This window comes from Nitratireductor sp. PBL-C9 (assembly GCF_050877045.1).
GTDB lineage: Bacteria > Pseudomonadota > Alphaproteobacteria > Rhizobiales > Rhizobiaceae > Nitratireductor > Nitratireductor aquimarinus.
This window is the reverse complement of record NZ_JBPAXW010000002.1, coordinates 400981-425931: the sequence shown is the minus strand read 5'-3', so window position 1 is coordinate 425931 and position 24951 is coordinate 400981. Positions and strand designations below refer to the sequence as shown.

Annotated in this window: 19 protein-coding genes; 5 read left to right on the top strand and 14 right to left on the bottom strand. The window is 63.7% G+C overall.

Going from position 1 to position 24951, the window contains the following annotated elements; genetic code table 11:
* Nucleotides 1-100: 100 nt before the first annotated feature.
* Nucleotides 101-1618 carry an aldehyde dehydrogenase gene (gene adh / locus ACRTG1_RS05860; protein WP_432515899.1) on the top strand — a complete coding sequence of 506 codons (1518 nt, stop codon included), beginning with the start codon at nt 101-103 and terminating at the stop codon, nt 1616-1618.
* Between the two features lie 84 nt (nt 1619-1702).
* Nucleotides 1703-2083 (top strand): DUF779 domain-containing protein, encoded by a 381-nt coding sequence (locus tag ACRTG1_RS05855; protein WP_224873615.1) that lies wholly within the window; start codon nt 1703-1705, stop codon nt 2081-2083.
* 3 nt (nt 2084-2086) lie between these two features.
* Here the strand turns inward: ACRTG1_RS05855 and metH are convergent, their stop codons facing one another.
* The 8 genes from metH to ACRTG1_RS05815 all read right to left on the bottom strand — a co-directional run bounded on the left by metH (nt 2087) and on the right by ACRTG1_RS05815 (nt 15245).
* Nucleotides 2087-5869: a methionine synthase gene (gene metH / locus ACRTG1_RS05850; protein ID WP_432515898.1), complete on the bottom strand. Its 3783-nt coding sequence runs from the start codon at nt 5867-5869 to the stop codon at nt 2087-2089.
* A gap of 147 nt (nt 5870-6016) precedes the next feature.
* A complete protein-coding gene (locus tag ACRTG1_RS05845; protein ID WP_432515897.1) occupies nt 6017-9058 on the bottom strand; it encodes an aminotransferase class III-fold pyridoxal phosphate-dependent enzyme in 3042 nt (1013 codons plus the stop codon).
* A 166-nt stretch (nt 9059-9224) separates the two neighbouring features.
* On the bottom strand, nt 9225-9872 hold the full coding sequence (locus ACRTG1_RS05840) for an isochorismatase family cysteine hydrolase (protein WP_206546927.1): 648 nt from the start codon (nt 9870-9872) through the stop codon (nt 9225-9227).
* On the bottom strand, nt 9863-10657 hold the full coding sequence (locus tag ACRTG1_RS05835) for an N-formylglutamate amidohydrolase (protein ID WP_113154132.1): 795 nt from the start codon (nt 10655-10657) through the stop codon (nt 9863-9865). Before ACRTG1_RS05835 ends, ACRTG1_RS05840 begins: the two co-directional genes overlap by 10 nt.
* On the bottom strand, nt 10654-11547 hold the full coding sequence (locus ACRTG1_RS05830; RefSeq protein ID WP_432515896.1) for a branched-chain amino acid ABC transporter permease: 894 nt from the start codon (nt 11545-11547) through the stop codon (nt 10654-10656). Before ACRTG1_RS05830 ends, ACRTG1_RS05835 begins: the two co-directional genes overlap by 4 nt.
* Nucleotides 11547-12308: an ABC transporter ATP-binding protein gene (locus ACRTG1_RS05825; protein ID WP_113154130.1), complete on the bottom strand. Its 762-nt coding sequence runs from the start codon at nt 12306-12308 to the stop codon at nt 11547-11549. The genes ACRTG1_RS05830 and ACRTG1_RS05825 overlap by 1 nt, the downstream gene beginning before the upstream one ends.
* Nucleotides 12274-13428, bottom strand: coding sequence for an ABC transporter substrate-binding protein (locus ACRTG1_RS05820; protein WP_113154129.1), 1155 nt, complete (start codon nt 13426-13428; stop codon nt 12274-12276). Before ACRTG1_RS05820 ends, ACRTG1_RS05825 begins: the two co-directional genes overlap by 35 nt.
* Nucleotides 13429-13463: 35 nt before the next feature.
* Nucleotides 13464-15245: a branched-chain amino acid ABC transporter ATP-binding protein/permease gene (locus tag ACRTG1_RS05815; protein WP_206544577.1), complete on the bottom strand. Its 1782-nt coding sequence runs from the start codon at nt 15243-15245 to the stop codon at nt 13464-13466.
* Between the two features lie 117 nt (nt 15246-15362).
* Here ACRTG1_RS05815 and ACRTG1_RS05810 point away from each other — a divergent pair, with 117 nt between their 5' ends.
* Genes ACRTG1_RS05810 through ACRTG1_RS05800 form a run of 3 tightly spaced genes read left to right on the top strand, consistent with a single transcriptional unit; the run spans nt 15363 to nt 18889 of the window.
* Nucleotides 15363-16217 carry a MurR/RpiR family transcriptional regulator gene (locus ACRTG1_RS05810; protein ID WP_113154127.1) on the top strand — a complete coding sequence of 285 codons (855 nt, stop codon included), beginning with the start codon at nt 15363-15365 and terminating at the stop codon, nt 16215-16217.
* Nucleotides 16207-17520, top strand: coding sequence for a glutamine synthetase family protein (locus ACRTG1_RS05805; RefSeq protein WP_297561945.1), 1314 nt, complete (start codon nt 16207-16209; stop codon nt 17518-17520). Before ACRTG1_RS05810 ends, ACRTG1_RS05805 begins: the two co-directional genes overlap by 11 nt.
* A gap of 52 nt (nt 17521-17572) precedes the next feature.
* On the top strand, nt 17573-18889 hold the full coding sequence (locus ACRTG1_RS05800; RefSeq protein WP_432515895.1) for an aspartate aminotransferase family protein: 1317 nt from the start codon (nt 17573-17575) through the stop codon (nt 18887-18889).
* 18 nt (nt 18890-18907) lie between these two features.
* Here the strand turns inward: ACRTG1_RS05800 and ACRTG1_RS05795 are convergent, their stop codons facing one another.
* The 6 genes from ACRTG1_RS05795 to ACRTG1_RS05770 are packed head-to-tail and all read right to left on the bottom strand — an operon-like array spanning nt 18908 to nt 24921.
* Nucleotides 18908-20329 carry a hypothetical protein gene (locus tag ACRTG1_RS05795; RefSeq protein ID WP_432515894.1) on the bottom strand — a complete coding sequence of 474 codons (1422 nt, stop codon included), beginning with the start codon at nt 20327-20329 and terminating at the stop codon, nt 18908-18910.
* Between the two features lie 7 nt (nt 20330-20336).
* Nucleotides 20337-21944, bottom strand: coding sequence for a GMC oxidoreductase (locus tag ACRTG1_RS05790; RefSeq protein WP_432515893.1), 1608 nt, complete (start codon nt 21942-21944; stop codon nt 20337-20339).
* A complete protein-coding gene (locus ACRTG1_RS05785; RefSeq protein WP_206544573.1) occupies nt 21941-22369 on the bottom strand; it encodes a hypothetical protein in 429 nt (142 codons plus the stop codon). Before ACRTG1_RS05785 ends, ACRTG1_RS05790 begins: the two co-directional genes overlap by 4 nt.
* 50 nt (nt 22370-22419) lie before the next feature.
* Nucleotides 22420-23115, bottom strand: coding sequence for a phytochelatin synthase family protein (locus ACRTG1_RS05780; protein ID WP_113154121.1), 696 nt, complete (start codon nt 23113-23115; stop codon nt 22420-22422).
* A complete protein-coding gene (locus ACRTG1_RS05775) occupies nt 23097-23402 on the bottom strand; it encodes a c-type cytochrome (RefSeq protein ID WP_206544572.1) in 306 nt (101 codons plus the stop codon). Before ACRTG1_RS05775 ends, ACRTG1_RS05780 begins: the two co-directional genes overlap by 19 nt.
* Nucleotides 23383-24921, bottom strand: coding sequence for a multicopper oxidase family protein (locus tag ACRTG1_RS05770; RefSeq protein ID WP_222473788.1), 1539 nt, complete (start codon nt 24919-24921; stop codon nt 23383-23385). Before ACRTG1_RS05770 ends, ACRTG1_RS05775 begins: the two co-directional genes overlap by 20 nt.
* Between the last annotated feature and the right edge of the window lie 30 nt (nt 24922-24951).

Genomic DNA, 24951 nt, shown 5'->3' with positions numbered 1-24951 from the left:
GTGACGCACGCCCCCGCTCTTCCCCCTCTGCCGCACCGGAAAACCCGCGCCTACCCTTCCCTTCATGCCGCATGACGCGGTTTGAATTCGGGAGGATTTCATGAACAAGGTTGAATTCGCACGCAGCGCGAAAGCGCCCTTCGCAAAGCGTTATGACAATTTCATCGGCGGCGCATGGGTCGCGCCGAAATCCGGGCGCTATTTCGAAAACACCTCGCCGGTCACCGGCCAGCCGCTGGGCGAAATCGCCCGCTCCGACGCAGCCGACGTGGAGCTGGCGCTCGACGCCGCCCACAAGGCCAAGGACGCCTGGGGCCGCACCAGCCCGGCAGAACGCGCCCTCATGCTCAACCGCATCGCCGACCGGATGGAAGAAAACCTCGAGCTTCTGGCGCGCGCGGAAACCTGGGACAATGGCAAGCCGATCCGCGAAACGACCGCAGCCGACGTACCGCTCGCCATCGATCATTTCCGCTACTTTGCCGGCGTCCTTCGCAGCCAGGAAGGCTCCATCTCGCAGATCGACGACGATACCGTCGCCTATCATTTCCATGAGCCGCTGGGCGTGGTCGGCCAGATCATCCCGTGGAACTTCCCGCTTCTCATGGCCTGCTGGAAGCTCGCGCCTGCGCTCGCCGCCGGCAATTGCGTGGTGCTGAAGCCCGCCGAGCAGACCCCGGCCTCGATCATGCTGTGGGCCGATCTCATCGGCGACATTCTGCCGGAAGGCGTTCTGAACATCGTCAACGGTTTCGGCCTTGAAGCCGGCAAACCGCTCGCATCCTCCAACCGCATCGCCAAGATCGCCTTCACCGGCGAAACCACCACCGGCCGGCTCATCATGCAGTATGCCAGCCAGAACCTGATCCCGGTCACGCTGGAGCTTGGCGGCAAGTCGCCCAACATCTTCTTCAAGGATGTCACCGCCGAGGATGACGATTTCTTCGACAAGGCCATCGAGGGCTTCGTCATGTTCGCGCTCAACCAGGGCGAGGTCTGCACCTGCCCGAGCCGCGCCCTCATCCATGAGGAGATCTATGACGCGTTCATGGAGCGCGCCCTGAAGCGCGTGGAGCAGATCGTGCAGGGCGACCCGCTCGACCCGGCCACCATGATCGGCGCGCAGGCATCCTCCGAGCAGCTTGAGAAGATCCTGAGCTACATCGACATCGGCAGGCAGGAAGGCGCGGAAGTGCTGACCGGCGGCGAGAAGGCGCATCTGCCCGGCGATCTGGCCGGCGGCTACTACGTCAAGCCGACGGTCTTCAAGGGCCACAACAAGATGCGCGTCTTCCAGGAAGAGATTTTTGGCCCCGTCGTTTCGGTCACGACCTTCAAGGACGATGCCGAGGCCATGGAAATCGCCAATGACACGCTCTACGGCCTGGGCGCAGGTATCTGGAGCCGCGACGCAAACCGTCTCTACCGCTTTGGCCGGGGCATTCAGGCGGGCCGCGTGTGGACCAATTGCTACCACGCCTATCCGGCCCATGCGGCCTTCGGCGGCTACAAACAGTCCGGCATCGGTCGTGAAACGCACAAGATGATGCTCGACCACTACCAGCAGACCAAGAACATGCTGGTCAGCTACAGCCCCAAGAAGCTGGGCTTCTTCTGAGAAAAGGAAAGCCGGCTTTCGCTGGCGTCAGACTGGCCTTTCCCCGTTCGCGGGGGAAGGCATCCGCTTCGATGGAGCTTCCCCATGTCCACCAGCGCCAGACCCATGTCCAACAAAGCCAGACATGACAAGGTTTCTGCAACGCCCGAAGCGCGTGCGCTTCTGGACGAGATCATCGCCGATCATGGCCCCGTCCTCTTTCACCAGTCGGGCGGCTGCTGCGATGGATCTTCACCCATGTGCTACCCGCGCGGCGATTTCATCGTCGGCGATCAGGACGTGCTTCTGGGCCATATCGGCGACACGCCGGTGTTCATCAGCGCATCGCAGTTCGAGGCGTGGAAACACACCGACCTGATCATCGACGTGGTGCCGGGGCGCGGCGGCATGTTTTCGCTCGATAACGGGCGCGAAAAACGCTTTCTCACCCGCTCGCGCGTCTGCGCCGCACCCGTCCGCGAATAGGCCCTATTCGGCGGCTTCCGTGTAGGAGGCCGGCAGATAGTTGAGAACCGGCCCGAGCCAGCGCTCCACATCCGCCACGGCCATACCCTTGCGCGCGGCATAGTCTTCCACCTGGTCGCGCTCGACCTTGGCAACGCCGAAATAATAGCTTTCGGGATGCGACAGGTAGAGGCCCGAGACCGACGAGCCCGGCCACATGGCCATGCTTTCGGTCAGCTGCACACCCGAATTCTTCTCCGCATCCAGAAGCCTGAACAGCGTCACCTTCTCGGTGTGGTCGGGTTGCGCCGGGTAACCCGGAGCCGGGCGGATGCCGAGATACGGCTCGGCAATCAGCTCTTCAGGCGTGTAGTTTTCGTCGCCCGCATAACCCCAGAACTCCTTGCGCACCTTCTCATGCATGCGCTCGGCAAAGGCTTCCGCAAACCGGTCGGCCAGCGCCTTCACGAGGATCGAGTTGTAGTCGTCATTTGCCCGCTCGAAGCGCTCGGCAATTGCCACTTCCTCGATGCCCGCCGTCACGACGAACCCGCCGATCCAGTCCGGCTTGCCGCTGTCCACCGGCGCAACGAAGTCCGACAGCGCGACATTCGGCTTGCCGCCGCGCTTGGTAAGCTGCTGGCGCAGGGTGAAGAAGGTCTCAAGCTCTTCTTCGCGGGTTTCATCCGTGAAGAGCCGCACATCATCGCCAACCGCATTGGCTGGCCAGAAGCCCACCACTGCGCGCGGTGCGAACCACTTCTCGTCGATGATCTTCTTCAGCATGGCCTGCGCATCGGCAAAGAGCTGCCGCGCCGCCTCGCCCTGCTTCTCGTCCTCGAGAATTTTGGGGTAACGCCCCTTCAGTTCCCAGGTCTGGAAGAACGGCGTCCAGTCGATGTAGCGCGCCAGCTCCTCGAGATCCCAGCTTTCGAACACTTTCGTGCCGGTGAAGGCGGGCTGCGGCGGCGTGTAGTCCGCCCAGTCGATCCGGTGCGGATTGGCGCGCGCCCTTGCGATCGGCAGACGCTGCTTCTCGCGCTCGGAGCGCTCATGCGCCTCGGTCACCTTGCGATATTCCTCGCGCACGCCATCGATATAGCCGCCACGCGCTTCCGGCGAAAGCAGGTTCGAGACCACGCCCACCGCACGGCTCGCATCGTTCACGTGAACCGCCTGCCCGCGATCGTAGCTCGGATGGATCTTCACCGCCGTGTGCACACGGCTGGTCGTCGCACCGCCGATCAGAAGCGGGATGTCGAACCCTTCGCGCTCCATTTCGGCTGCCACATGCACCATTTCGTCAAGCGACGGGGTGATGAGGCCGGAAAGCCCGATAATGTCGACCTTCTCTTCGCGCGCGGTCTCGAGGATCTTTGCCGCCGGCACCATCACGCCGAGATCGACGATCTCGTAATTGTTGCAGGCGAGAACCACGCCGACGATGTTCTTGCCGATGTCGTGCACATCACCCTTCACCGTGGCCATCAGGATCTTGCCGGCGCTCTGGCGTTCGCCGCCGCCATTGGCCTTCTTTTCCTCCTCCATATAGGGGAGCAGAACGGCCACGGCCTGCTTCATCACGCGGGCGGATTTCACCACCTGCGGCAGGAACATCTTGCCTGCGCCGAACAGGTCGCCGACCACGTTCATGCCGGCCATCAGCGGCCCTTCGATCACGTGCAGCGGGCGCTCGGCGTTCAGCCGCGCTTCCTCGGTGTCCGCGTCAATATATTCCGTTATGCCGTTGACCAGCGCATGCTCCAGCCGCTTCTCGACCGGCAGTTCGCGCCAGGAAAGGTCCTTTTCCTTGGCCTCGCGCCCGCCAGTGCCGCGAAAACGCTCGGCAATTTCCAGCATGCGCTCCGTCGCCGTGCCGCCGGCCTTCGGCGTGCGGTTCAGAACCACGTCTTCGCAGGCCTCGCGCAGCTCGGCATCGATGGCATCGTAGACAGCCAGCTGACCGGCATTGACGATGCCCATGTCCATGCCCGCCTGAATGGCGTGATAGAGGAACACCGCGTGCATTGCCTCGCGCACGGGCTCATTGCCGCGGAACGAGAAGGAAAGGTTCGACACGCCGCCCGAGATATGGACATGCGGCAGGGTGCGAATGATCTCGCGCGTCGCCTCGATGAAGTCGACACCGTAATTGTCGTGTTCCTCGATACCGGTCGCGATCGCGAACACATTCGGATCGAAGATGATGTCTTCGGGAGCGACACCGGCCTTCTCGGTCAGAAGCTTATAGGCGCGGGTGCAGATTTCCACCTTGCGCGCTTCCGTGTCGGCCTGACCGGTTTCGTCAAAGGCCATCACGACCATGGCCGCGCCATACATGCGGCACAGATTGGCCTGATGCAGGAACGCCTCCTCGCCTTCCTTGAGCGAGATGGAGTTCACCACGGCCTTGCCCTGCACACATTTGAGGCCCGCTTCGATCACCTCCCATTTGGAGGAGTCGATCATCACCGGCACACGCGCGATGTCGGGTTCCGCCGCCACCAGATTGAGGAATTCGATCATCGCCTTTTTGGAGTCGATCAGGCCCTCATCCATGTTGATGTCGATGATCTGCGCGCCGCCTTCTACCTGGTTGCGCGCGACATCCAGAGCGGTCGCGTAATCACCGGCGGTGATGAGCTTGCGGAACTTTGCCGAGCCCGTGACATTGGTGCGCTCGCCCACATTGACGAAGGGAATGTCGTCGGTCAGCGTGAAGGGCTCGAGCCCCGAAAGGCGCATCTGAGGCGCACGCTCGGGAATGCTGCGCGGCGCGTGCTTGGCCACCGCGTCGCGGATCGCGGCAATGTGCTCCGGCGTCGAACCGCAGCAGCCGCCGACCACGTTGATCAGCCCCTCGCGCGCAAACTCCTCGACCTGCGCAGCCATGGTCTCCGGGCTTTCGTCATACTGGCCGAAGGCGTTCGGAAGACCGGCGTTCGGATAAGCGCAGATCAGCGTGTCGGCCACGCCCGAAAGCTCCGCCAGATGCGGGCGCATGGCCGCAGCGCCCAGCGCGCAGTTCAGACCGATGGTGAGCGGCTTGGCGTGCCGCACCGAATGCCAGAAGGCTGTCGGCGTCTGGCCGGAAAGCGTGCGTCCGGAAAGGTCGGTGATCGTGCCGGAGATCATCACCGGCAAGCGCACGCCGCGCTCTGCGAAGATTTCCTCGCATGCGAAGATCGCCGCCTTGGCGTTCAGCGTGTCAAAGATGGTTTCGATCAGCACGATGTCCGTGCCGCCATCGAGCAGCCCGCGCAGCTGTTCGCCATAGGCGACGCGCAGATCGTCGAAAGTCACGGCGCGGTAGCCGGGATTGTTGACGTCCGGCGAGATGGAGGCGGTGCGGTTGGTCGGCCCGAGCGCACCGGCCACGAAGCGGCGCACGCCGTCCTTCTGCTCGGCGCGGATCGCCGCGCGGCGGGCAAGCCGCGCACCGTCGCGGTTCAGCTCATAGACCATGTCTTCCATGCCGTAATCGGCCTGGGCGATGGTCGTGGAAGAGAAGGTGTTCGTCTCGAGAATGTCCGCGCCCGCCATCGCATAGCGGAAGTGCTCTTCCTCGATGGCCTTGGGCTGCGTCAGGTTGAGCAGATCATTGTTGCCCTGCTGGTGGCAGGCGCAGCCGGTGAAACGGTCGCCGCGGAAATGATCCTCGTTGAAACCCAGGCCCTGGATCTGCGTGCCCATCGCGCCGTCGAGGATGAGAATGCGCTCGCGCGCGGCCTTGTTCAGCGCGGCGAAGATTTCCGATCCGTCCGGCTTTTCGCCGACCGGCCCAAACAGTTCATCGATAGACGGCATGTGCGACGCTTTTCATCCTTGATACGACAATGGACCTGCATCACATAAAGATATCTTTATGTCAACATGCAGGCCCGTTGATCATATCGCGGTCCAGCGTCGCATCCATGCCCTTTCGCAGGCCCTGTCAGGCCCGGTCAGACCCGGTCAGACCTTGGCCACCGCCTCGAAACTTTCTTCCAGAACGCCGAGCAGATGGTCCGCATTGGCCCTGGAGAAGATCATCGAGGGGCGCATCTTCAGCACATTGTCATGCGGCCCTTCGGTGCCCATCAGAACGCCCCGCGCCCGCGCCTCGTTGCAGATGGCGCGCGCCGTTGCCGTGGCGGGAACCTTGGTCTCGCGGTCTTCCACCAGCTCGATGCCGAGGAACAGGCCCATGCCGCGCACATCGCCGATCACGGGGTAACGCGTCTGGAGTTCAACAAAGCCGGCTTTCAGATACTCGCCGATTGCCGCTGCATTCTCCCGCAGGCCGTCGCGCTCGATCGTGTCGATCACCGCAAGCCCCACCGCGCAGGAAACCGGGTTGCCGCCGAACGTGTTGAAATACTCCATGCCGTTCTGGAAGGATTCCGCGATCTCCCGGCGCACCACCAGCGCGCCCATGGGGTGACCATTGCCAATGGGCTTGCCCACCGTTGCGATGTCCGGCACCACGCCCTGCGTCTCGAATGCCCACCAGTGGCTGCCGATGCGGCCAAAGCCCACCTGCACCTCGTCGGCGATGCAGATGCCGCCTGCCGCGCGCACCATGCGGTAGACTTCGTCCAGATAGCCTTCCGGCATGAACACCTGCCCGGCAACGCTCGGGATGGATTCGGCAATGAAGAAGCCCGGAGCCTCGCCCTTGGCCGCCATGGCGTCGATCTGCTCGCCCACGCTGGCGGCGAAGCGCTTCGCCAGCTCTTCCTGCGGCCAGTCGGCCGGCGCGCGATAGGCGTCCGGCAGGTCGGCCACGTGCACATGCGGCCTGGGGCCATGCCCGCCCTTGCGGCGGAACTTGTAGGGGCTGAGATCGATCAGCTCCTGCGTCGTGCCGTGATAGGACCAGTCGAGAACGATGGCGTTCTCCCGGCCCGTATGCGCCCGCATCATGCGCAGCGCCAGACTGTTTGCCTCCGAGCCCGAATTCACGAAGGCCGCAATGCCCAGCTCCTTCGGCATGGTTGCCGTCAGCCGCTCCGCATAGGCGACGATGTTGTCGTGCAGATAGCGCGTATTGGTGTTGAGCGTTGCCGCCTGTGTGGCGAGCGCCTCCACCACCGCCGGGTGGCAATGGCCCAGATGGCAGACATTGTTGAAGCAATCGAGATAGGCGCGGCCACGGTCATCGATCAGCCACACGCCCTCGCCCTTCACGAACTTGATCGGCTCCTCATAGGAAATCGACAGGTTCGGCAGGAGCAGTGACTGGCGCTTCTCCACGATCTCGGCCTTGGAAAGCCGCCCCGCATCAACCGCCACAAGCCCGGCAAAATCACTGGCGTCGGGGAAGAGCTCGCCCCACGTTTCCAGATAGCGCGTCTCGCCGACACCCAGAATGTCGTCGGCGCTCATCGTCGTGTCGCAGGAAATCTGCAGGTGCAGATGGGGCATCCAGCCGCCATTTTCCTTCGGCCCGCCCATATGGGCCAGAAACGCGCCGGCCTCGACCCGGTCGCCCACCTTCAGACGGTCCGCAACCTCATGAGCAAGATGCCCCCACAGCGACAGGAAGGCCGGGCCGTCTTCCGGCTCATGCTCCAGCACCATCACCGCGCCATAGCCAAGCCGCGCGGCCTCCACGCCCACTTCCTTCACCGTGCCGGCAAGCGGCGCATAAAGCGCGGCTCCCGCCGGCAGGAAAAGATCGAGCCCCAGATGACGCCTGCGGCGCTCGCCGGCGATCAGGCGGGATTCGAAAATCTCGCTGGTGTAGACGCCGCGCTCCTCGCCCCATGGGCCAATGCCCAGAATGCGCGTCGCGTCGCCCACCGCGTCTTCCCAGAGCGCCTGCGCCTCGTCCGGCCGCTCTTCAGCCGAGGCGATGGCGATTGGGTCGCTCTGGTCGCCAAGCGGCACATGGGCGGTCGGATAGCTCGCCGCCGCGCGCACCAGCACCGGCGCGAAATTGCGGCGGTTGTCCGCCAGCCAGCCCTTCACCGCGCGCGCGCCGGGCATCGCCTCGAAGCCGCAGGCATTGCGCAGAATGGCCGTGGCGAAACGCGGGTCCATCGCGCCGAGCCGGCGCAGAAGATCCCATGCGGGCTTTTCGCTCACCGCGAGATAGGGATTGTCGGCCACTTCCGACTGGCGGCTGGCCGAGATCGTCACCGAGGTGACGAGCCGCATGGCAACGAGATCGAACAAAAGGTCGACCTCTTCTTCACGCAGCGGATACTGCGCATGGAAACCGGCCGCCAGCGCGCCGATGGCCCCCAGCGGATCGTCGCAGTCGAGCGCGCCGTATGCGCCGGCAATGGCCACTTCGCAGATCAGCGCGCTGTAGAGCGCATCGCCGAAATCGATCAGGCCGCAGATCTTCGTGTGGTCCGCCGGATCGACCAGCACGTTCCAGTCATTGGCGTCGTTGTGGATCACCCCGCCGCGCAGGCAGGAGAGCCGTGGCAGAATATCGGCTTCGAAACGGTCGATGAAGCGCTCTGCCAGCGCGCGGTCATCCGCATCCCGGATCTTGTCCAGCCGCGCGCGGCTGTTGCCGGCAAGGCGCAGATCCCAGTCCAGCGGGCGCACCGCGCCGGGATGCATGAAACCGTTGAGCGCATTGTTGAACCGGCCAAGCAGTTCGCCGAGGCTTTCCATGGCCGCCTCGCTGCGCGGCGCCTCGGCAAGCGGCATGCCCTCGATCCAGCTGACAAGCCGCAGCCGGTGCGTTCCGCCACTGGCGGAAACCGCCTCGCCAAGCGCCTCGACTTTCAAGGTCGGCAGGAGCGCCGGCACGGGCAGGTCGGGCGCGTGCCGGGCCATGTGCTGCAGGAGCGCCGTCTGGAAATCACTTTCCAGGGCGGGTTCAGCCGCATTGATGATCTTGAAGATGAACGCGCCTTCCGGCGTCTTCACCCGGACATTCTGGTCCCGCTCGCTTTCCAGCGCCGAAAGCGCGCCTTCGATGCCATACACATCCAGCAGAAGCCGGCGCACCTCTTCCTCGGAAAAGCGCGGAACCGTGTCGAGAATTGCAGTCATTCGCCCTAATCTCCCAAGCGCAGCTCTGGATCGTCCTGCATCCACCCGGACGCACAGGAACGATCTGGACCGGGCGGCAGACCTGTCATCCACCCATGCCTGCCCGGCCCGATGCCGCTATCCGTTTCACGATGCGGCCCCGTTCGCAAGCCGCCCGGGCGAAACGTCACACAGCTTTCGACTGCAGTTCCGCGATCAGCTCCGCCGTCGTCACCTGCCGGCAATAGCCCTTGATGGTGCGCAGCGAATTGTCGTGCCGCTCCTGGCTGTAGGTCAGGCAGGCATCCGTCACCTGCGTCACCAGATAGCCCAGATCGCAGGCGTCGCGAATGGCGCTCTCCACGCACTGATCGGTGATCAGCCCGCAGATGATGAGCTGCTTCACGCCAAGATTGCGCAAAATGTAGTCGATATGGGTCGAAACGAAGACCGACGAAGAGGATTTCGGCAAGACGATCTCGTCTTCGCCCGGCGCGATCTGGTCGATCACCTTGCCGTCCCAGGAGCCCTTGGCCACATTGAAGCCGGTGATCTTGTAGTCGAGGCTGCGGTCGCGCCCGTCCAGCGTCAGGCTTTCGATGGTGGTGTACATCACCTCCACGCCGGCGCTGCGGCAGGCCGCCTGCAGTTCCTGCATGCGCGGGATCACGTCTGCGTCGAGCCGGTCGAAATACCAGCGGTATTTTTCCTCAAACGTCTTCTCGTCGAGATCGGCGAATTCCGCCCCTTTCCTGTGGGCGCTGAAATTCTGCACATCCACATAGAGGATCGCTGCCTGGCCCGGCTCGATGGGAACGTTGCGCGTCAGTTCCATTCCTGTAACTCCGTTACGAAGCGATGCACGACGGCGGTCATGAGCTTTGCCCACTGCGCCTGTCCGACGGCATCTGAGATGAGATCGTTGCGAATTTCAATCAGGCTGTGCGGCAGACCGCTCAGCTCGCCATGGCGTGGCACGAACCAATCCGACTCGTCATCGATCGTGTAGGGCTCGTTCATGCCCACCGTCATGTCCGGCGCGTTTTCCAGAACGAGCTGGCGCAGGCGCTCGGAAGTGCGCACGTCCTTGCGATAGAGAAAGCTGATTTCCCAGGGGCGCGGCACGCCATCCTGAAGCTGCGGGTTGAAACTGTGGATCGACAGGATCGCCCGGCAGTGCGGCGCTTCGCGCATCATCGTCACCGCCGCATTGAACGGCTCGAAAATCTCGCGCGTGCGGTGGGCGCGCGCCTCATCGCTCAAGGAGCGGTTGCCCGGCACGATCACGCCATCGCTTACCTCCGGCATCGCGTCGGGCGCTTCCGGCGGGCGGTTGCAGTCGATCACCAGCCGGCTGTAGCTCTGAAACACTGCCGGCGCGCCGAGCTGTTCGGCCATCAGCCGCGTAACGGCGGCCGCACCGATGTCCCAGCCGATATGCGCCTCGCGCGCATCGTCCGAGAGGCCGAGCCCGTTCAGGGCTGCCGGCACCGTCTTGCCCGCATGCTCGCAGACCAGCAGCACCGGGAAGCTGCTTTCCTGATTGATAATGGTGACCGGGTTCGGGTCGAGCGACGACAGAAGCCGACCGCTCTCTCCGACAGATGTGTGAAGGCTCATACTTTCTCCGCCTTGAGGGCTGGCGAGGGGATAAGGCCGTTCGGGCGGAAGATCAGCACGAGAACGACCAGGCAAAGGGCGATCGGATCACGGAACTCCTGCATGCCGGCAGGCAGGTAGGCAGCCAGATAGATCTCGATGAAGCCCAGAAGGAAACCGCCGGCCACCGCACCGCGCAGCGAGCCGAGGCCGCCCAGAATGGCCGCGATGAAGGCCTTGAGAACGGGCGTGAAGCCCATCAGCGGATCGACCGAAGCGCGCTGGCTCACCCACAGCACGGCGGCAACGCCGGCCAGGAAGCCCGACAGCGCGAACGCGCCGGCAATCACCGTGTTGGCGCGGATGCCCATGAGGCGCGCTACCGAGAAATCCTCGGCTGCCGCCCGCATGGCGATGCCGATGCGGTGATGCTTCATGAAACGGTCGAGGAAGATCAGCATGACGATGGTGGTGGCGATGGCCGCAATCTTGTTGACGCCGATCACCAGCCCTCCGAAGCGCACGCTTTCAGACAGGATTTCCGGCACCAGAACGGCCTGCGAGCGGGCGGAAATGAAGTTTTGGAACAGAACCTGCAGGATCATCGAGACCGCGAAACTGGTTACCAGCATGGTCGCGCCGGAGGCGTTTCGCACGGGCCGGAAGGCAATGCGCTCCATCACCACGGCGGCCAGCACCGCCGCCGCAATCGCCAGCAGAATGGAGATGGCGAACGGAACGCCGGCAAGCCCGCAGGCCATCAGGATATAGCCGGCGATGGTCATCAGCTCGCCATGGGCGAAGTTGATCAGCCCCATGGTCGAGAAGACCATGGCAAGGCCCAGCGCCAGCAGCGCATAGGTGCCGCCCAATGCAAAGGCATTGACGGTTTGCTGTAGAAACAGATCCATTACTCGGCCCCCAGATAGGCAGCTTGCAGCGTTTCGGAATCGCGCAGTTCCGCAGCGGTGCCGGAAGCAGCGATGCGGCCGCTGGCCATCACGTATCCACGATCCGCGATTTCGAGCGCCATCGACACATTCTGTTCGACGACCATCAGCGTCACGCCCTGCTTGCGCAGAACGGTGATCAACTCGAAAATCTGCTCGACAATCTTCGGCGCGAGCCCCAGCGACGGTTCGTCAAGCAATAGAAGACGCGGATTGCTCATCAACGCGCGGCCAACGGCCAGCATCTGCTGCTGGCCGCCTGACAGCGTTCCAGCAAACTGCTCACGGCGCTCCTGCAGGATCGGGAACAGGTCGAAGACCCGCTCCCAGGCGGCTTTCACCGCCGCCTTGTCCCGCATCGAATAAGCGCCCATGAGCAGGTTCTCCTGCACGCTCAGCGTGCCGAAGACGCGCCGCCCCTCGGGCGACAGCGTCATGCCCAGCGAGGTGAAACGCTCCGGCGCGCTGCCGGTCACGTCCTGCCCCGAAAAGACAATCTTGCCCCCGCTCGCCGGCGCAAGGCCGACCAGCGCGTTGAGCGTGGAGGACTTGCCCGCGCCATTGGCGCCCAGAAGCGCGATGATTTCACCTTCATGCACATCCAGGTCGATACCGCGCACCGCCTGAACGGCGCCGTATTGCACCTGGAGTGACTGGACGGACAATAGCGCAGACACGAGCCCTACCTCACTGAACGCGGGGTTCGGGGATGAGCGAAGCATCCGGCGTCGGCTGGCCGATAAGCTCACGCTCACCGTCCTTGACGCGGATCAGGCTCACCGAGCGCAGCGGCATGCCGTTGGTGCCCTTGTAGGTGATCGTGCTGGTCGCGCCCTGCACGTTCTCCAGATTGGCAATGGCGTCACGCAGCGTGTTCGCATCGGTGGAACCGTCTGCCGCGATCACGGCCGCTTCCAGCACCTTCACCAGATCGTAGCCAACCGCGTTGAACACGGTCTGCGGGGCCTCGCCGTTCACCTCTTCGAACTTCTTGTTGAAGGCTTCCAGCTCGCTGCCCTCGGTCGGGTGACCAGCCGTGGTGAAGACGAGGCCTTCAGCCACCGCGCCAAGCGAGAAAGTGGTCGGGCTGTCGATGCCGTCGGAACCGATCATCTGGCTTTCCACGCCGGCTGCGCGCAGCGCCTTCAGCATGGAGGGGAAGTCCGGCTCATAGGTCGAGGTCATGATGACATCGGGTTGCGGGTCGAGCGCCGCGATACGCGTTGCAATCGCTGAAAAATCCTGCTGGCCGATCGTGTGTGTGTCCTCGCCCAGCATCTTGCCGCCGAGCTTCTCGAACACTTCCGCGAAATAGAGCGGCATGGTCGTGTACTGCGTGTCGGGCGAATAGATGATGTAGGCGCTGCGGTGGCCTTCGTCATAGGCCCATTTGGCCGAAACGGTCGCCTGCACATTGTCGCCGGGGAAGTTGGCGAACATGTAGTCGCCGCCGATCTGCGGCAGCGTCGGCGAGGATGCGCAGGTGGAGATCGCCGGGATCTGCGCATCGGTCACGACGCCGATGGCGGCCAGCGACGGGTCGGCGTCACACGGCAGCACGATCACGGAGACGCCTTCATCCACCAGTTCCTGGGTGGCGATGGAGGTCTGCGCGGCGTCGGAGCGCACGTCCTTTTCCAGAAGCTCGATCTTGATCTTGCCGTCGATGCCGCCGGCAGCGTTGATCTCGTCGACCGCGATGTGAATGCCGTCGATCACCGGCGTGTCGAACGGCGCGAGCGCACCGGTCTGCGCCGTGGCGACGCCAACGCGCAGCGTTTCGGCAGCCGCCGGAAGCGCCATGGCGCTGGCGAGAAGCGTGGATATGAGCAGCTTGTTCATGTCAGTTCCCTTTTTTCTTTTTTCGTTCGTTTCGATCAGGCGGTCTTGCCCGGCCCCAGATAGGCTTCGATGACCGCCGGATTTTCGCGGATTTCCGCTGGCGCGCCATCCGCAATGAGCCGGCCTTCGTTGAGCACGACGATGCGGTCGCACAATTCGTTGATCAGCTTGAGGTCGTGATCCACCAGCACCACGCCGAGCCCCAGATCCGCCGAGAGTACTTTCAGCCGGTCGATCAGATCGTCGGTCTCTTCGCGGTTCATGCCGGCAGCCGGTTCATCGAGCAGCAGGAGCGTCGGCTCACAGGCCAGCGCCCGGGCAATTTCCACCCGGCGCTGCTCGCCATAGGACAGCGTTCCCGCATCCTCGCCGGCGCGTTCATCGATGCCCAGCCGCGCCAGTGCCGCGCCCGTGCGCTCTTCCGCATTCTTTCCGCCATGGGTGGAAAGCGCTGCCGCAAGCACGTTCTGGTAAACGGTCAGCGTCGGGAACAGGCGAATGTTCTGGAACGTGCGCGCAATGCCGTAATCGGCGATCTTCTCCGGGGCCACGCCGGTGATCGACCGGTCACCCAGAACGACATCGCCCTCGGTCGGCTTCAACACGCCGGAGATGATGTTCAGGAGCGTCGTCTTGCCAGAACCGTTCGGCCCGATCAGACCGAGAATCTCGCCCGGATTGACGGCAATGCTCACATCGTCGACCGCGCGCAGACCACCGAACTGCATCGCCACATGGTCGACTTTCAGCCGGTCGTCGCTGTGGCGTTTTGCAAGCGCCTCCGCCTTGCCGCGCTTCGGCTTGTAGGGGAAGACGCGCTCCTCCCACTCCTTCAGCCCCATCACGCCTTCCGACATGCGGAACATGGCGAACAGGATGAGCAGGCCGATGCCGATCTGCGTCGTGCCGAACACCGCCGGCAGTTCGAAACCGCCAATGCTCATGCCGCTTTCAAAGCGCCGCAGGATCTCGGTGATGACCGTGATCAGAATGGTGCCGGAGATCGCACCGGTCACCGTCGTCATGCCGCCGACGATCAGCATCGCCAGAAGCAGGAACGTGTCGTGGAAATAGAATTTCTTGGGGCTGAACGCACCGAGAAAATGGGCGATCAGCGCGCCCGAAAGCGCCATGATTGCAGCACTCAGAACCCATGCGATGAGCCGCTCGCGCTGCACGTTGATGCCGACCGCCTTGGCCGCAATCGCGTTCTCGCGGCCGGCTCTCAGGCGCAGACCAGACAGGGAGTCGCGATACCAGCGCGCCGCGATCAGCGCGATCACGCAGGCCACCGCCGCCACCAGAAGCGTGGTGTCGCGCGGCACGCCGAAGAAGGACTGCGCGCCCCGCGTCACGTCGCGCCAGCCGATGATCACGCCATGCACGATCACCAAGAGGCCAAGCGTTGCGATGGACGCCGCCGAGCCTTCCAGCCGGCCGATGGCGATGCCGATCAGAAGCGCGATGATCGCCGTTACCAGAACGGCGACGATGATGGCCGGAACAAGCGAGAGTTCGGTTGCCGCGAGCCAGTCGGGCAGCCCGCGCAGCGTCGCCATTTTCAGCCCCGCCGGCAGCGTCAAAAGGCCCGACACATAAGCGCCGATGCCCATGAAGGCCAGATGGCCGAAACTCAGGATACCGCTGTTTCCGCTGTAGACGCCAATGCCCGTAACGGCGATGAGCGAGATGAAGAAAACCGTGAGCACGCGCTCAGCGGCAGCGCCGAAAAGACCGGCGATCACAACGCCCGCCACCGCCAGAACAACGATGGCGAGAGCGGCGGCAATGAAGTGCTGGCGCGATGACGTGAACATGAACTCCCCTCTTGCTCCCCTGCCCTTTAGCTTTGATATTATTTTTTCACAGTCAACCAAAAATTTTCATATTGACTTATGATTTTCAAAATCGTCTGTTCGCCTTGGAGGAGATCAATGCAAGTCAGACAACGGTTGGAGAACCTGTCGAGCGAGCTCACGGCGACCGAACGGAAGCTGTGCACCGCGCTGTTGCTCGACTACCCCTATGCGGGCCTCGACACGATCCAGGACCTGGCGAAGAAGACCAAGACGTCTCCGCCATCCATCTCGCGTTTCGTCACGAAACTGGGCTTTCACGGCTATCAGGATTTCCAGCGTCATCTGATCGACGAGATCCGGCAGTCGAACCGCTCGCCGCTGGATCTGCATGTGGGAGACCGCGCCATACAGGGCGACTTTCTGGAAGATTTCGTGGCCCGCGCGGTCAATCTCATTTCCGCCTCGGCATCGGCCACGACAAGCGCCCAGTTCGAGCGCGTATGCGCGCTTCTGGGTGATGAAAAGCGCAACATCTACCTCATCGGCGGACGCATCAGCGATGCAATCGCGCTCTATGTGTCACGCCATCTCCGGCAGGTCAGAAGCGGCGTCTTCCACCTGCCGGCAGACCCGGAAGTCTGGCCGGAGTATCTGCTGCGCATGCGCTCGAAAGACGTGCTGTTCGTGGTCGATTTCCGCCGCTACCAGCGCAAGCTTTCAGAGCTGGCGCGCCTTGCCCGCGAAGAGAGTGGCGTCCAGATCGTCGTCCTCACCGACAAGTGGATGTCACCCGCCGCCAACCACGCCAACGAAGTTTTCGCCACGCCCATCGAAAGCGGCACTGTCTGGGACAGCTACGCCGGCGCGATGGTGCTGATGGAGGCCATGCTCACCCGCATCGCCGAAACCAACTGGGACAAAACCCGCAAACGCATCGAAGCCTGGGACTCGCTCCGCTTCGATCATGGAGCACGCGACGATGATCAGTAATCCTCTCATGTTCGCCGCCACTTCGGACTTCTCCGGCGTGACGCGTGGCAAGGCGTTCCCCCTGAAGGAAATGGAAAAGCGCTTCCGGCAGGGTGTCGGCTGGACGCCCACCAATGTGCAGATCACCTGTTTCGACGCCATCGCCGACAGCCCCTTCGGCTCCTTCGGCGACCTGATCCTCGTGCCCGATGCAGACACCGCCGTGACGCTTGATCTGGAAGATGGCGGCCCGGTGGAACGCTTCGTTCTGGGCGATATTCTCGACCTTGAAGGCACGCCCTGGAGCTGCTGCACGCGCTCGATCCTGAAACAGGCCCTCAAGCGGCTTGAAGATGTCTCGGGGCTCCGCCTCATCGCTGCTTTCGAGCATGAATTCCAGACCCGCGAAACGCCGCCCGGCCCCGGCGAAGCCTTCGGCCTTGCCAGCTTCGCCAATCACCGCGCCTTCGGCGAAACCGTCATGGCCGCGCTGGAGCTGGCGGGCGTCAAGCCCGACACCTTCCTGAAAGAGTATGGCGCCGACCAGTTCGAGGTCACCAACGGTCCCGATCTCGGCGTCACCGCCGCCGACACGGCCGTCAAGGTGCGCGCCGTCACCCGCCTCGTCGCCGAGCGCATGGGCCACCCGGTCACCTTCGCGCCGATCTGCGATCCCGCCGGCGTCGGCAATGGCGTCCATGTGCATATGAGCTTCATCGACGGGAACGGCGCGCCCGCCACCTATGACCCCGACGCACAATGGGGCATGTCGGAAAAGACCGGCTCCTTCATCGCCGGGATCCTGAAATACATGGACAGCATCATCGCGCTCACCGCGCCCTCTGCCATCTCCTATCTGCGCCTCACGCCGCATCGCTGGAGCGCGGCCTTCAACAATCTGGGCTATCACGACCGCGAGGCCGCCGTGCGCATCTGCCCGGTCACAAGCGCCAGCCCCGACAGCGCCGCAAAACAGTACAATTTCGAGTATCGCGCAGCCGATGCCGCAGCCTCCCCCTATCTGGTGCTCGCCGCCCTCGCCCATGCGGGTGCACAGGGCATCGAGGAAGGCCTCGCCGCCCCGCAGGTCACCGAAGAAGACCTGTCCCTCCTTTCCCCCGACGCGCTTTCAAAGCGCGGCTTCGTGCGCCTGCCGCAGTCGCTCGACGAGGCGCTTGACCGGCTTTCGGCAAACGGGCTGGTCGCGCAGTGGCTCGGCCGCGAGGCGGTGGAAACCTATGTGAAGCACAAGCGCGGCGAGATCGACCAGACGGCTGATCTCGATCAGGCAGAGCGCTGCGCCCGTTACAAGGCAGTCTACTGACGGCCTTTGGGGGCAACACCCGACACACGGAAACACAACAGGGAAAGCAGGCATGAACGGACTGTACGACCGCGAAAGCCGCAGCGTTTCAACGCTCGCCCATCTGCGTTTCTTTCCGCAGGCCGTGACCGGCGGAAAGGGCAGTCTCCTGCGTGGCGATGACGGGCGCGACCTTCTCGATTTCGCCGCTTCGTGGGGCGCGGCCAGCCTCGGCCACGGCCACCCGGCCCTTGCCGAAGCCGTCAACCGCGCGCTGACCGATCAGGCGGGCGCGAGCTACCTTTCCACCGCCAACGAGCCCTGCGTTCTTCTGGCCGAGAAACTGCTCTCCATCGTGCCGGAGCGCGCCGCTGGCCGTGTCTGGTTCGGCCATTCCGGCTCGGATGCCAACGAGACCGTCGCCCGCGCCGTGGTCGCCGCGACGGGCCGCAAACGCATCCTGTCCTTCAAGGGCGCTTATCATGGCGGCACGGTGGGGTCGGTGGCCATTTCCGGCCACCCCGCGCAGGGCGGCATCGACAAGGCATCGGGCCTGAGCCTCGTTCCCTATCCCGATGCCTACGCCGCCGGCAGCCCCGAGGCTGCCGCCAGCGCGGCACTTGCGCATCTCGAAGAGCTTTTCGCCACCACCGTCCCGCCGGAGGAAGTGGCGGCCTTCTTCATCGAACCGATCCAGTCCGATGGCGGCATGCTGGTGCCCCCGCCCGGCTATTTCCGGGAAATTCAGGCGCTCTGCCGCAAACATGGCATTCTGCTGGTCTGCGATGAGGTGAAGGTGGGGCTCGGACGCACCGGGCGGCTCCACGCCTTCGAGCACAGTGACATCGAGCCCGACATCATTGTCTTCGGCAAGGGGCTCGGCGGCGGCCTGCCCATCTCGGCGGCGGTCGGCCCCGAGGCGATCATGAATCACGCCTCCGCCTTCTCCTTCCAGACGCTTCACGGCAATCCCGTCTGCGCGGCGGCGGGCCTCGCCGTTCTCGACACGATCGAGCGTGAAAACCTCGTCGCCAATGCAGCCAGCGTGGGCGACACGATGCTCACTGCGCTGCGCGATCTTCAGGCAAAGCACGAGCTCATCGGCAATGTGCGCGGCCACGGTCTTGCGCTGGGTGTCGAGCTGGTCAGCGACCGTAACGCCCGCACACCGGCCATCGAGCAGACCGCGCTTGTCGTCTACCGCGCCTTCCAGCTCGGCCTCGTCATCTACTATGTGGGTATCAACTCCAATGTTCTGGAGTTCACGCCGCCCCTCACCATGAGCGAGGAAGAAGCCCTGCGCGGCATCGCCATTCTCGACCAGGCGCTGGGCGATGTGGAGGCCGGGCGTGTGGACCCGCAGCTTCTGGAGCACTTCGCCGGCTGGTAGCTTGTCCCCGCGCCGCGCTCATTGCTGCGCGGTCGGGCTTTTCGCACCTTCCGCCGCAATGGCGCCGGGCGATGCCTCTTTCGCAAAAAGGAACGGCATCGCCACCACCACCAGAACGGCCTGCAACACGAAAACGCTGGAATAGACCGCGTCCGGCGCAAAGCTCAGCATCTCCATCACCTGGATCAGGATCTCGAAGAGTTCCAGCCCCACTTCCGTCCCCACGATGATCACGAAGGCGATGAAGAGCGACAGATGCGCGTTCTTGCCTGCCGCGCCGGTGACCGCAAAAACGGCAGCCGTCGTCAGCAGCCCCGTGCCGAAACCGGTGAGCGCCTTAGACCCCAGATAGACCTCGTAATAGGGAAAGCCGAAATACAGCATGTAGGAGCCGAGCCCCGCCGCCGTGATCACCGCGCCGGCGAGCATCAGCGCCCGCTGGATCGGCATGCGCGCCAGGATCGCCGTCGCTCCCATGGCCGCCACCACCTGCGCCAGCGCGCCAATCGTTGCCCGGTCGGCAATCAGCGTGTTGGAGCACATGTGCTTCACCAGATAGGCGGTGTCGTAAAAGCCCGTGGTCGCCACATTGACGAAAAAGAGGAAGGCAAACACGCCAAGCGTCGCCCCTTTGACGGGCGCTCGCGGAGCCTGTTCCGCAGCCCTTCCCCGGCGCGCCCGCACGATGAGATAGGCAAGGCTCGCCGCAAAAAACCCGGCCGCAATCTGCGTTTCCGGCGCACTGATGCCCGAGAGCGACACCAGCGTTGTCACCGCCTCGAAGGTGATCAACACGGCAAGAACCGGAAGAAGCGCGAAGCTGGCGGCCTTCTCTTCCCCTGCCTCGCCTGCGGATTCCTTCACGGGTTCGCGCACCATCCAGAGGCCCAGCATCAGCAGGAAAGGCACCATGGCGAAGCCGGCAAAGAAGATGTCCAGCCCATAGCGCGGCGCAATCACCCGGACGAGTTGCGGCGTGACCAGAAACGCCGCCGGCATGGCCACCGCCCACACACCCGTCAAAAGCTTGGAATGCCGCTCGCCGCCCCACACGGTCATCATTTGTGCAATGGGCGCGAGCGCCGCCAGCGAAAAGCCGATCAGCGGAAACAGCACCACCACCAGCGCCTCACGCGTTGCCACCGGCGGCGCAACCCAGAAAAGCACCGCCAGCCCAAGGCTGGAGCCCCCCGCGATGAGACACATCGCAGCCGCCAGCGGCCGTGCCGGAAAGCGCTGGATCAGCCGTGGCGTGATCAGAAGCGACAGAAGCACCGCGCCCAGAAGCAGCTCGATGATCACCGAGGTCTTGTTGACGGAAATTTTCAGAAAGCTCGCAAACGTCCCTTCCGAGACGAACACGGTGGAGCTGACCACCGAACGCAGCCCGTTGCCGAGCAGCACCAGGAGAAGCAGCAACGGCAGCGCGGCCTTGTTCATGCAGGTTTCAGCCCTTGTTAAGGTGCTCGGCCAGCCGGATGCCCATGGCGGCGATGGTCAGCGACGGCGCGTTGACCGGCGCGCTCACATGGGTCGAGGTGCCGAGAATATAGAGGTTCGGGTGCTGGTGCGCCTTCAGATCCGGCCCCACGACCGAACGCTTCGGGTCGGTTCCCATGCGTGTGGTGCCGGCGATGATGGCGTTGGAGAGATAGGGCGTATCTTCCTTGATGTCCTTCGCCCCCATCAGGCCGAGCACCTTCTGGTTCACCTCCCGCGCCACGGTGATGCCGGCCTGCGTGTAATCATCGACCGTGAAGTTGATGCGCGGGCGCGGCACGCCGGACGTGTCCATCTTGTCGGAAAGCGTAACGCGGTTCTCCGGCACGCCCAGCGTTTCCGCCGAGGAGTTGAGCCGCACATGGCGCGAAATCTGCTCGTTGAGCGTGTTGACCAGCTCCGCCCCGCGCATGCCCTTGCCGATCAGATCGCGCGACAGTTTCTCCGCATCCGAATTGCCGCTCCAGCCATTGTTCATGAACGATGTGCCGAAGGCCGCATATTCCTTGCGGAAATCGCCGTCGCGATACTCGATGATGCCGGAGGTCTGCTGCGGCCCGCGATAGGGATAGACCGGATCCGTCACCGTGCCGGACACGTCGATATTGTACTGCGACAGGAGGTAACGCCCGACCTGGTCATGCGCGTTGCCAACCCCGTCAGGCGCAGTTTCCTGCTTGGAATTCAGCATGAGGCGCGGGTTCTCAATGGCGTGCCCGCCCAGAACGAAGATATTGCCGGTCACCTTCTGCGTCGCGCCGTCCGGGCGGCGGATCGTCAGCGACACGACCTTCTGGTCGGCCCCGATTTCAATGAAGGTCACAAGCGCGCGCAGTTCAATGCGTGCGCCAGCCGCCACCGCCTTGTCCATGTCGAACGAGGCGTCGTATTTCGCCCCGATGGGGCAGATCGGCACGCAGGTATTGTTGCCGCAGCAGGCTGGCCGGTTGTCGAAGATCACCGAGTTGCGCGCATGCGAGAAGCGCTTGGAGGTGAGCCCCATCTGATCCAGCGCCTTCTGGATCTGTAAATCCATATAGGAGGCGGGAATGGGCGGCATCGTGTAGCCTTCGCCCGGCTTGCGCGGCGCGCCCCATGTGAAGTCCGGGTCGCCCGAAACACCCCAGCGCGCTTCCGCCTGCTCGTAATAGGGGATCAGCTCGTCATAGGTGATCGGCCAGTCCGCGCCCCGGCCATAAAGCGTGGCGCTCTTGAAGTCATTGGGCCGCAACCGGTCGGCAAAGCCCGTCCAGTGCCACGTCGTGCCGCCATAGATGCGCAAATACGCACCGACGAAACGCACAGGTCCCGCCTGATCATAAAACGCGTCGTAATCCGTATCGGTCGGGTGCGGCGCCCAGTCCTGGCTTGGATAGGGGGCCTGCGGCCCCTTCACCGGATTGGCGTAGAAATCGGCGAGATATTCCGAACGCGGCTTGCTGTCGCCGGCTTCCAGAACAAGAACGTCGCGTCCCGCTTCAGCGAGGCTGCGCGAAAGATGCGCCCCCGCCATGCCGGACCCGACGATCACGATATCGGCGTGCAGGTCGCTCATGCTGCCTCCCACGGATTGAGCCAGTAGCCGAACTCCGGCCCCGAGCACAGGCCCGGCGCTTTGGCAAAGCTCAGCGACTTCCATCCCAGCGCGTATGGATAATTGATCATCGGCGCGTCCTTGTCGGCGGGGTCGGCCGAGCCGGTGAACAGATAGGCGGCGATCCAGCGCACCTGCTCTTCCCGGTCCCCCTCCTGCGCATCAAGCACCGTGGCGATGCCCGCGCGGCCGAAATGGGTCACCAGATCCTGCCGCGCCGGCACGCCGAACGTCTTGGTGAAATCGCGCTTCAGCGCATCGCGCAGGATCTGCGGCGTCTTCACCGGGCCAGCAATGGCCGAGACCAGCCCCTCCCAGACCGTATCGTCATAGGCGGAGCCCAGACGCGCCGCCTGCGCCACGGGCGCCACGGGCGTAAGCGCCATGGCGCAGCAGCTTCCGATCAGGAAGGCGCGGCGGGAAAGGCGCGGCCCCGTCACTGGACCGACACCTTGACGAAACCGCGCGAGCGGTTGGACCCCTCGTCCACCATCATCATCGCCGCATGCAGCTTCTCGACGCTGATCCACACCGGCGGATATTTGTATTTCGCCACATCGAGGATCAGAACGCTGTCGGTCTCCTCGTCATAGGCGCCGATGGGCGAAATGTGCCCGTCGCCTTCCTGGGGCAGCGCCTTGCGCGAATAGTTTGCGATGAAGCGCGCATCGCGGTCTTCGAGCGTTTCCCGGATCGCCGTGCGCAGTTCATCAACGGATGTCTCGTCGGCAAAATGGTGTTCCGCCGCAAGCCCCGTATTCTCGATGAACGTGTCGAGTTCGGCCAGCGTCAGCCCCTCATGCTCCACCATCGCATAGGGTTTCAGTTTCTGGTTGGCCTCGTTGAACAGCGTGTCCTGCGTGAACAGCGTCCACGGATAGAGCCGGTCGGGCGAAGGCCGCGGAATGCCCAGCGCATTGGCCACCGCCGCCACGGTCGCCGGCCCGCAGAAGGTCAGGATCTGCTCGCTCTCCACATAGGTGGCGAGGCTGAAATAGTCGCGGTTGAGGTCGGCGTCGAGCAGGCGCTCCTCGCCCTGCTCGCTCGTCAGGTAGAGGAGGTCTTCAGCGGCAAGTGTCGGCGTTGCGCAAAGCGCGGCAACGGCCAGCGCGATCAGTTTTGTGCGAACCATTCCGAAATCTCCTTGATGTCCTCGTCGCTCAGTTCCTTGGTGTAGAAGCGCATCACGTCAGCCGGCCCGCCGGTGCGGCGGCCCTCGCGATAGGCCTTGAGGGCGGCCTCCAGATAGTCGGACCGCTGGCCCGAAAGGATCGGGACACCTTCCACCAGCGGATTTCCATCCGCCGAATGACACGAGACGCAGCCCGACGCCTGTTTCGGAACGGCGTTGTTGTCCTGCGCCTGGGCAGCGAACGGCATCAGGAGCAGTGCTGCGAGGCTAAGCCTTGATATTGACATTGAGCATCATCCCCAGGTCTTCGTGTGGAAGGATATGGCAGTGCATGACGAAGCGGCCGTCGAACTCGGTGAAGCGCATGCGCACCGTGGCCGACCCCGCAGCCGGCACGGCAATCGTGTCCTGCCAGTGCTTGTAAGCCAGCTCTTCGCCATTGATGTGCGTCACCTGCATCGGGTTCACATGCACATGGATCGGGTGCGGGAACGGTGTCGTGTTGACGAACTCCCACTCTTCCGCCGTCCCCAGACTGGCCACGATGTCGTCGCGCGAGGGATCGAACGGCTTTCCGTTGAGCGTGAACACCGTGTCCTTGTACATGCCGGGCGTGTCGGTCACGCCGAGCACGATCTGCTGGCGTTTTGAGATTTCCTCATCGGTGATGTCGGTCAGGATCTTGTTGTCGGGCAGCTCTTCCTCGGGAATGCGCGTGCCCATCTTCACGTCCGGCCCGATCCGGTCCGTATCCGCCGGCAGCACCACGACCTGCGCCATGCGCACTTCCGGAAGCGCCGTCTTGCCCTGCGAGAAGGCAGGGCGGATCAGCTCGTAGACGCCCACTTTCGGCGCGCGCACCATCACGTTCGACCTGTTGCCCGGCGCGATGAAGATGCGGTCGGTTTTCCGCGCGAAATCATAAGGGTTGCCGTCGAAACCGATCTCGAACAGGTCCAGACCGTCCAGCGTCATCGGCAGGAACTGCTCGTCGCCCGCATTCAGCCAGCGCCAGTGCTGCACCTCGCCTTCGCGCATGTAGATGCGCGGCTGATATTCGCCATTCACCAGCCAGTAGCGTTCCGAATCCAGGTTCCAGATCGTGTCAAAGCTGTCGAGCTCGCCGCTTGTCGGATCCACCACCGGGCACTGGAACACCATCACGCGCTCGATGGCTTCGGCCACCTCCGGCACATCATCCAGCGTGCCGCGCACGATCATCATGCCGCCGCAGCCTGAAGCCACCTGCACCGCCACCGAACCGTGCCTGTGCGGGTGATACCAGTAATTGCCCGCCGGATGATCCTCCGGAAGCTGAACCAGATAATTGAAGCTCTCGCCCGGATTGATCTGCAAATAGACGTTGTCGCTGTTGCCCTTGGGGCTCACATGAAAGCCGTGGAAATGCAGATTGGTCGAGTTGAACTGGTTCGGCGTGTTGGTCACCGGGTCGTGGTCGCGGTTGGGCGGCATCCGGTTGTGAAGGGCGATCTCCATCTCGTCGCCCGGCGACACGCGAAAGGTCGGTCCCGGGATCTCCCCTTCATAAAGCCTGAGCTCCGCGCTCGCATAAGGCAGATCCTGCCGGGTGATCTTCATCGTCAGGTCCGTCTGGAAACGCCCGTCGATGGAGTGGATCTCACGCGGGTTCTTCAGATCGCCTTCCATGCCGAGCGGCGAGCGCGCCGGCACGAGCCGCGGATCGTCCTTACCCTCGGCCACTGCCGCATGGTCCGGCCGCAACACGGCCAGCGCCGCCACGGTCGCCAGAGCCGTGGAACCGAAAAGGAGGGCACGCCGGTTCATTTGCATGTGCAACATCCTGCCTTGCTTCAA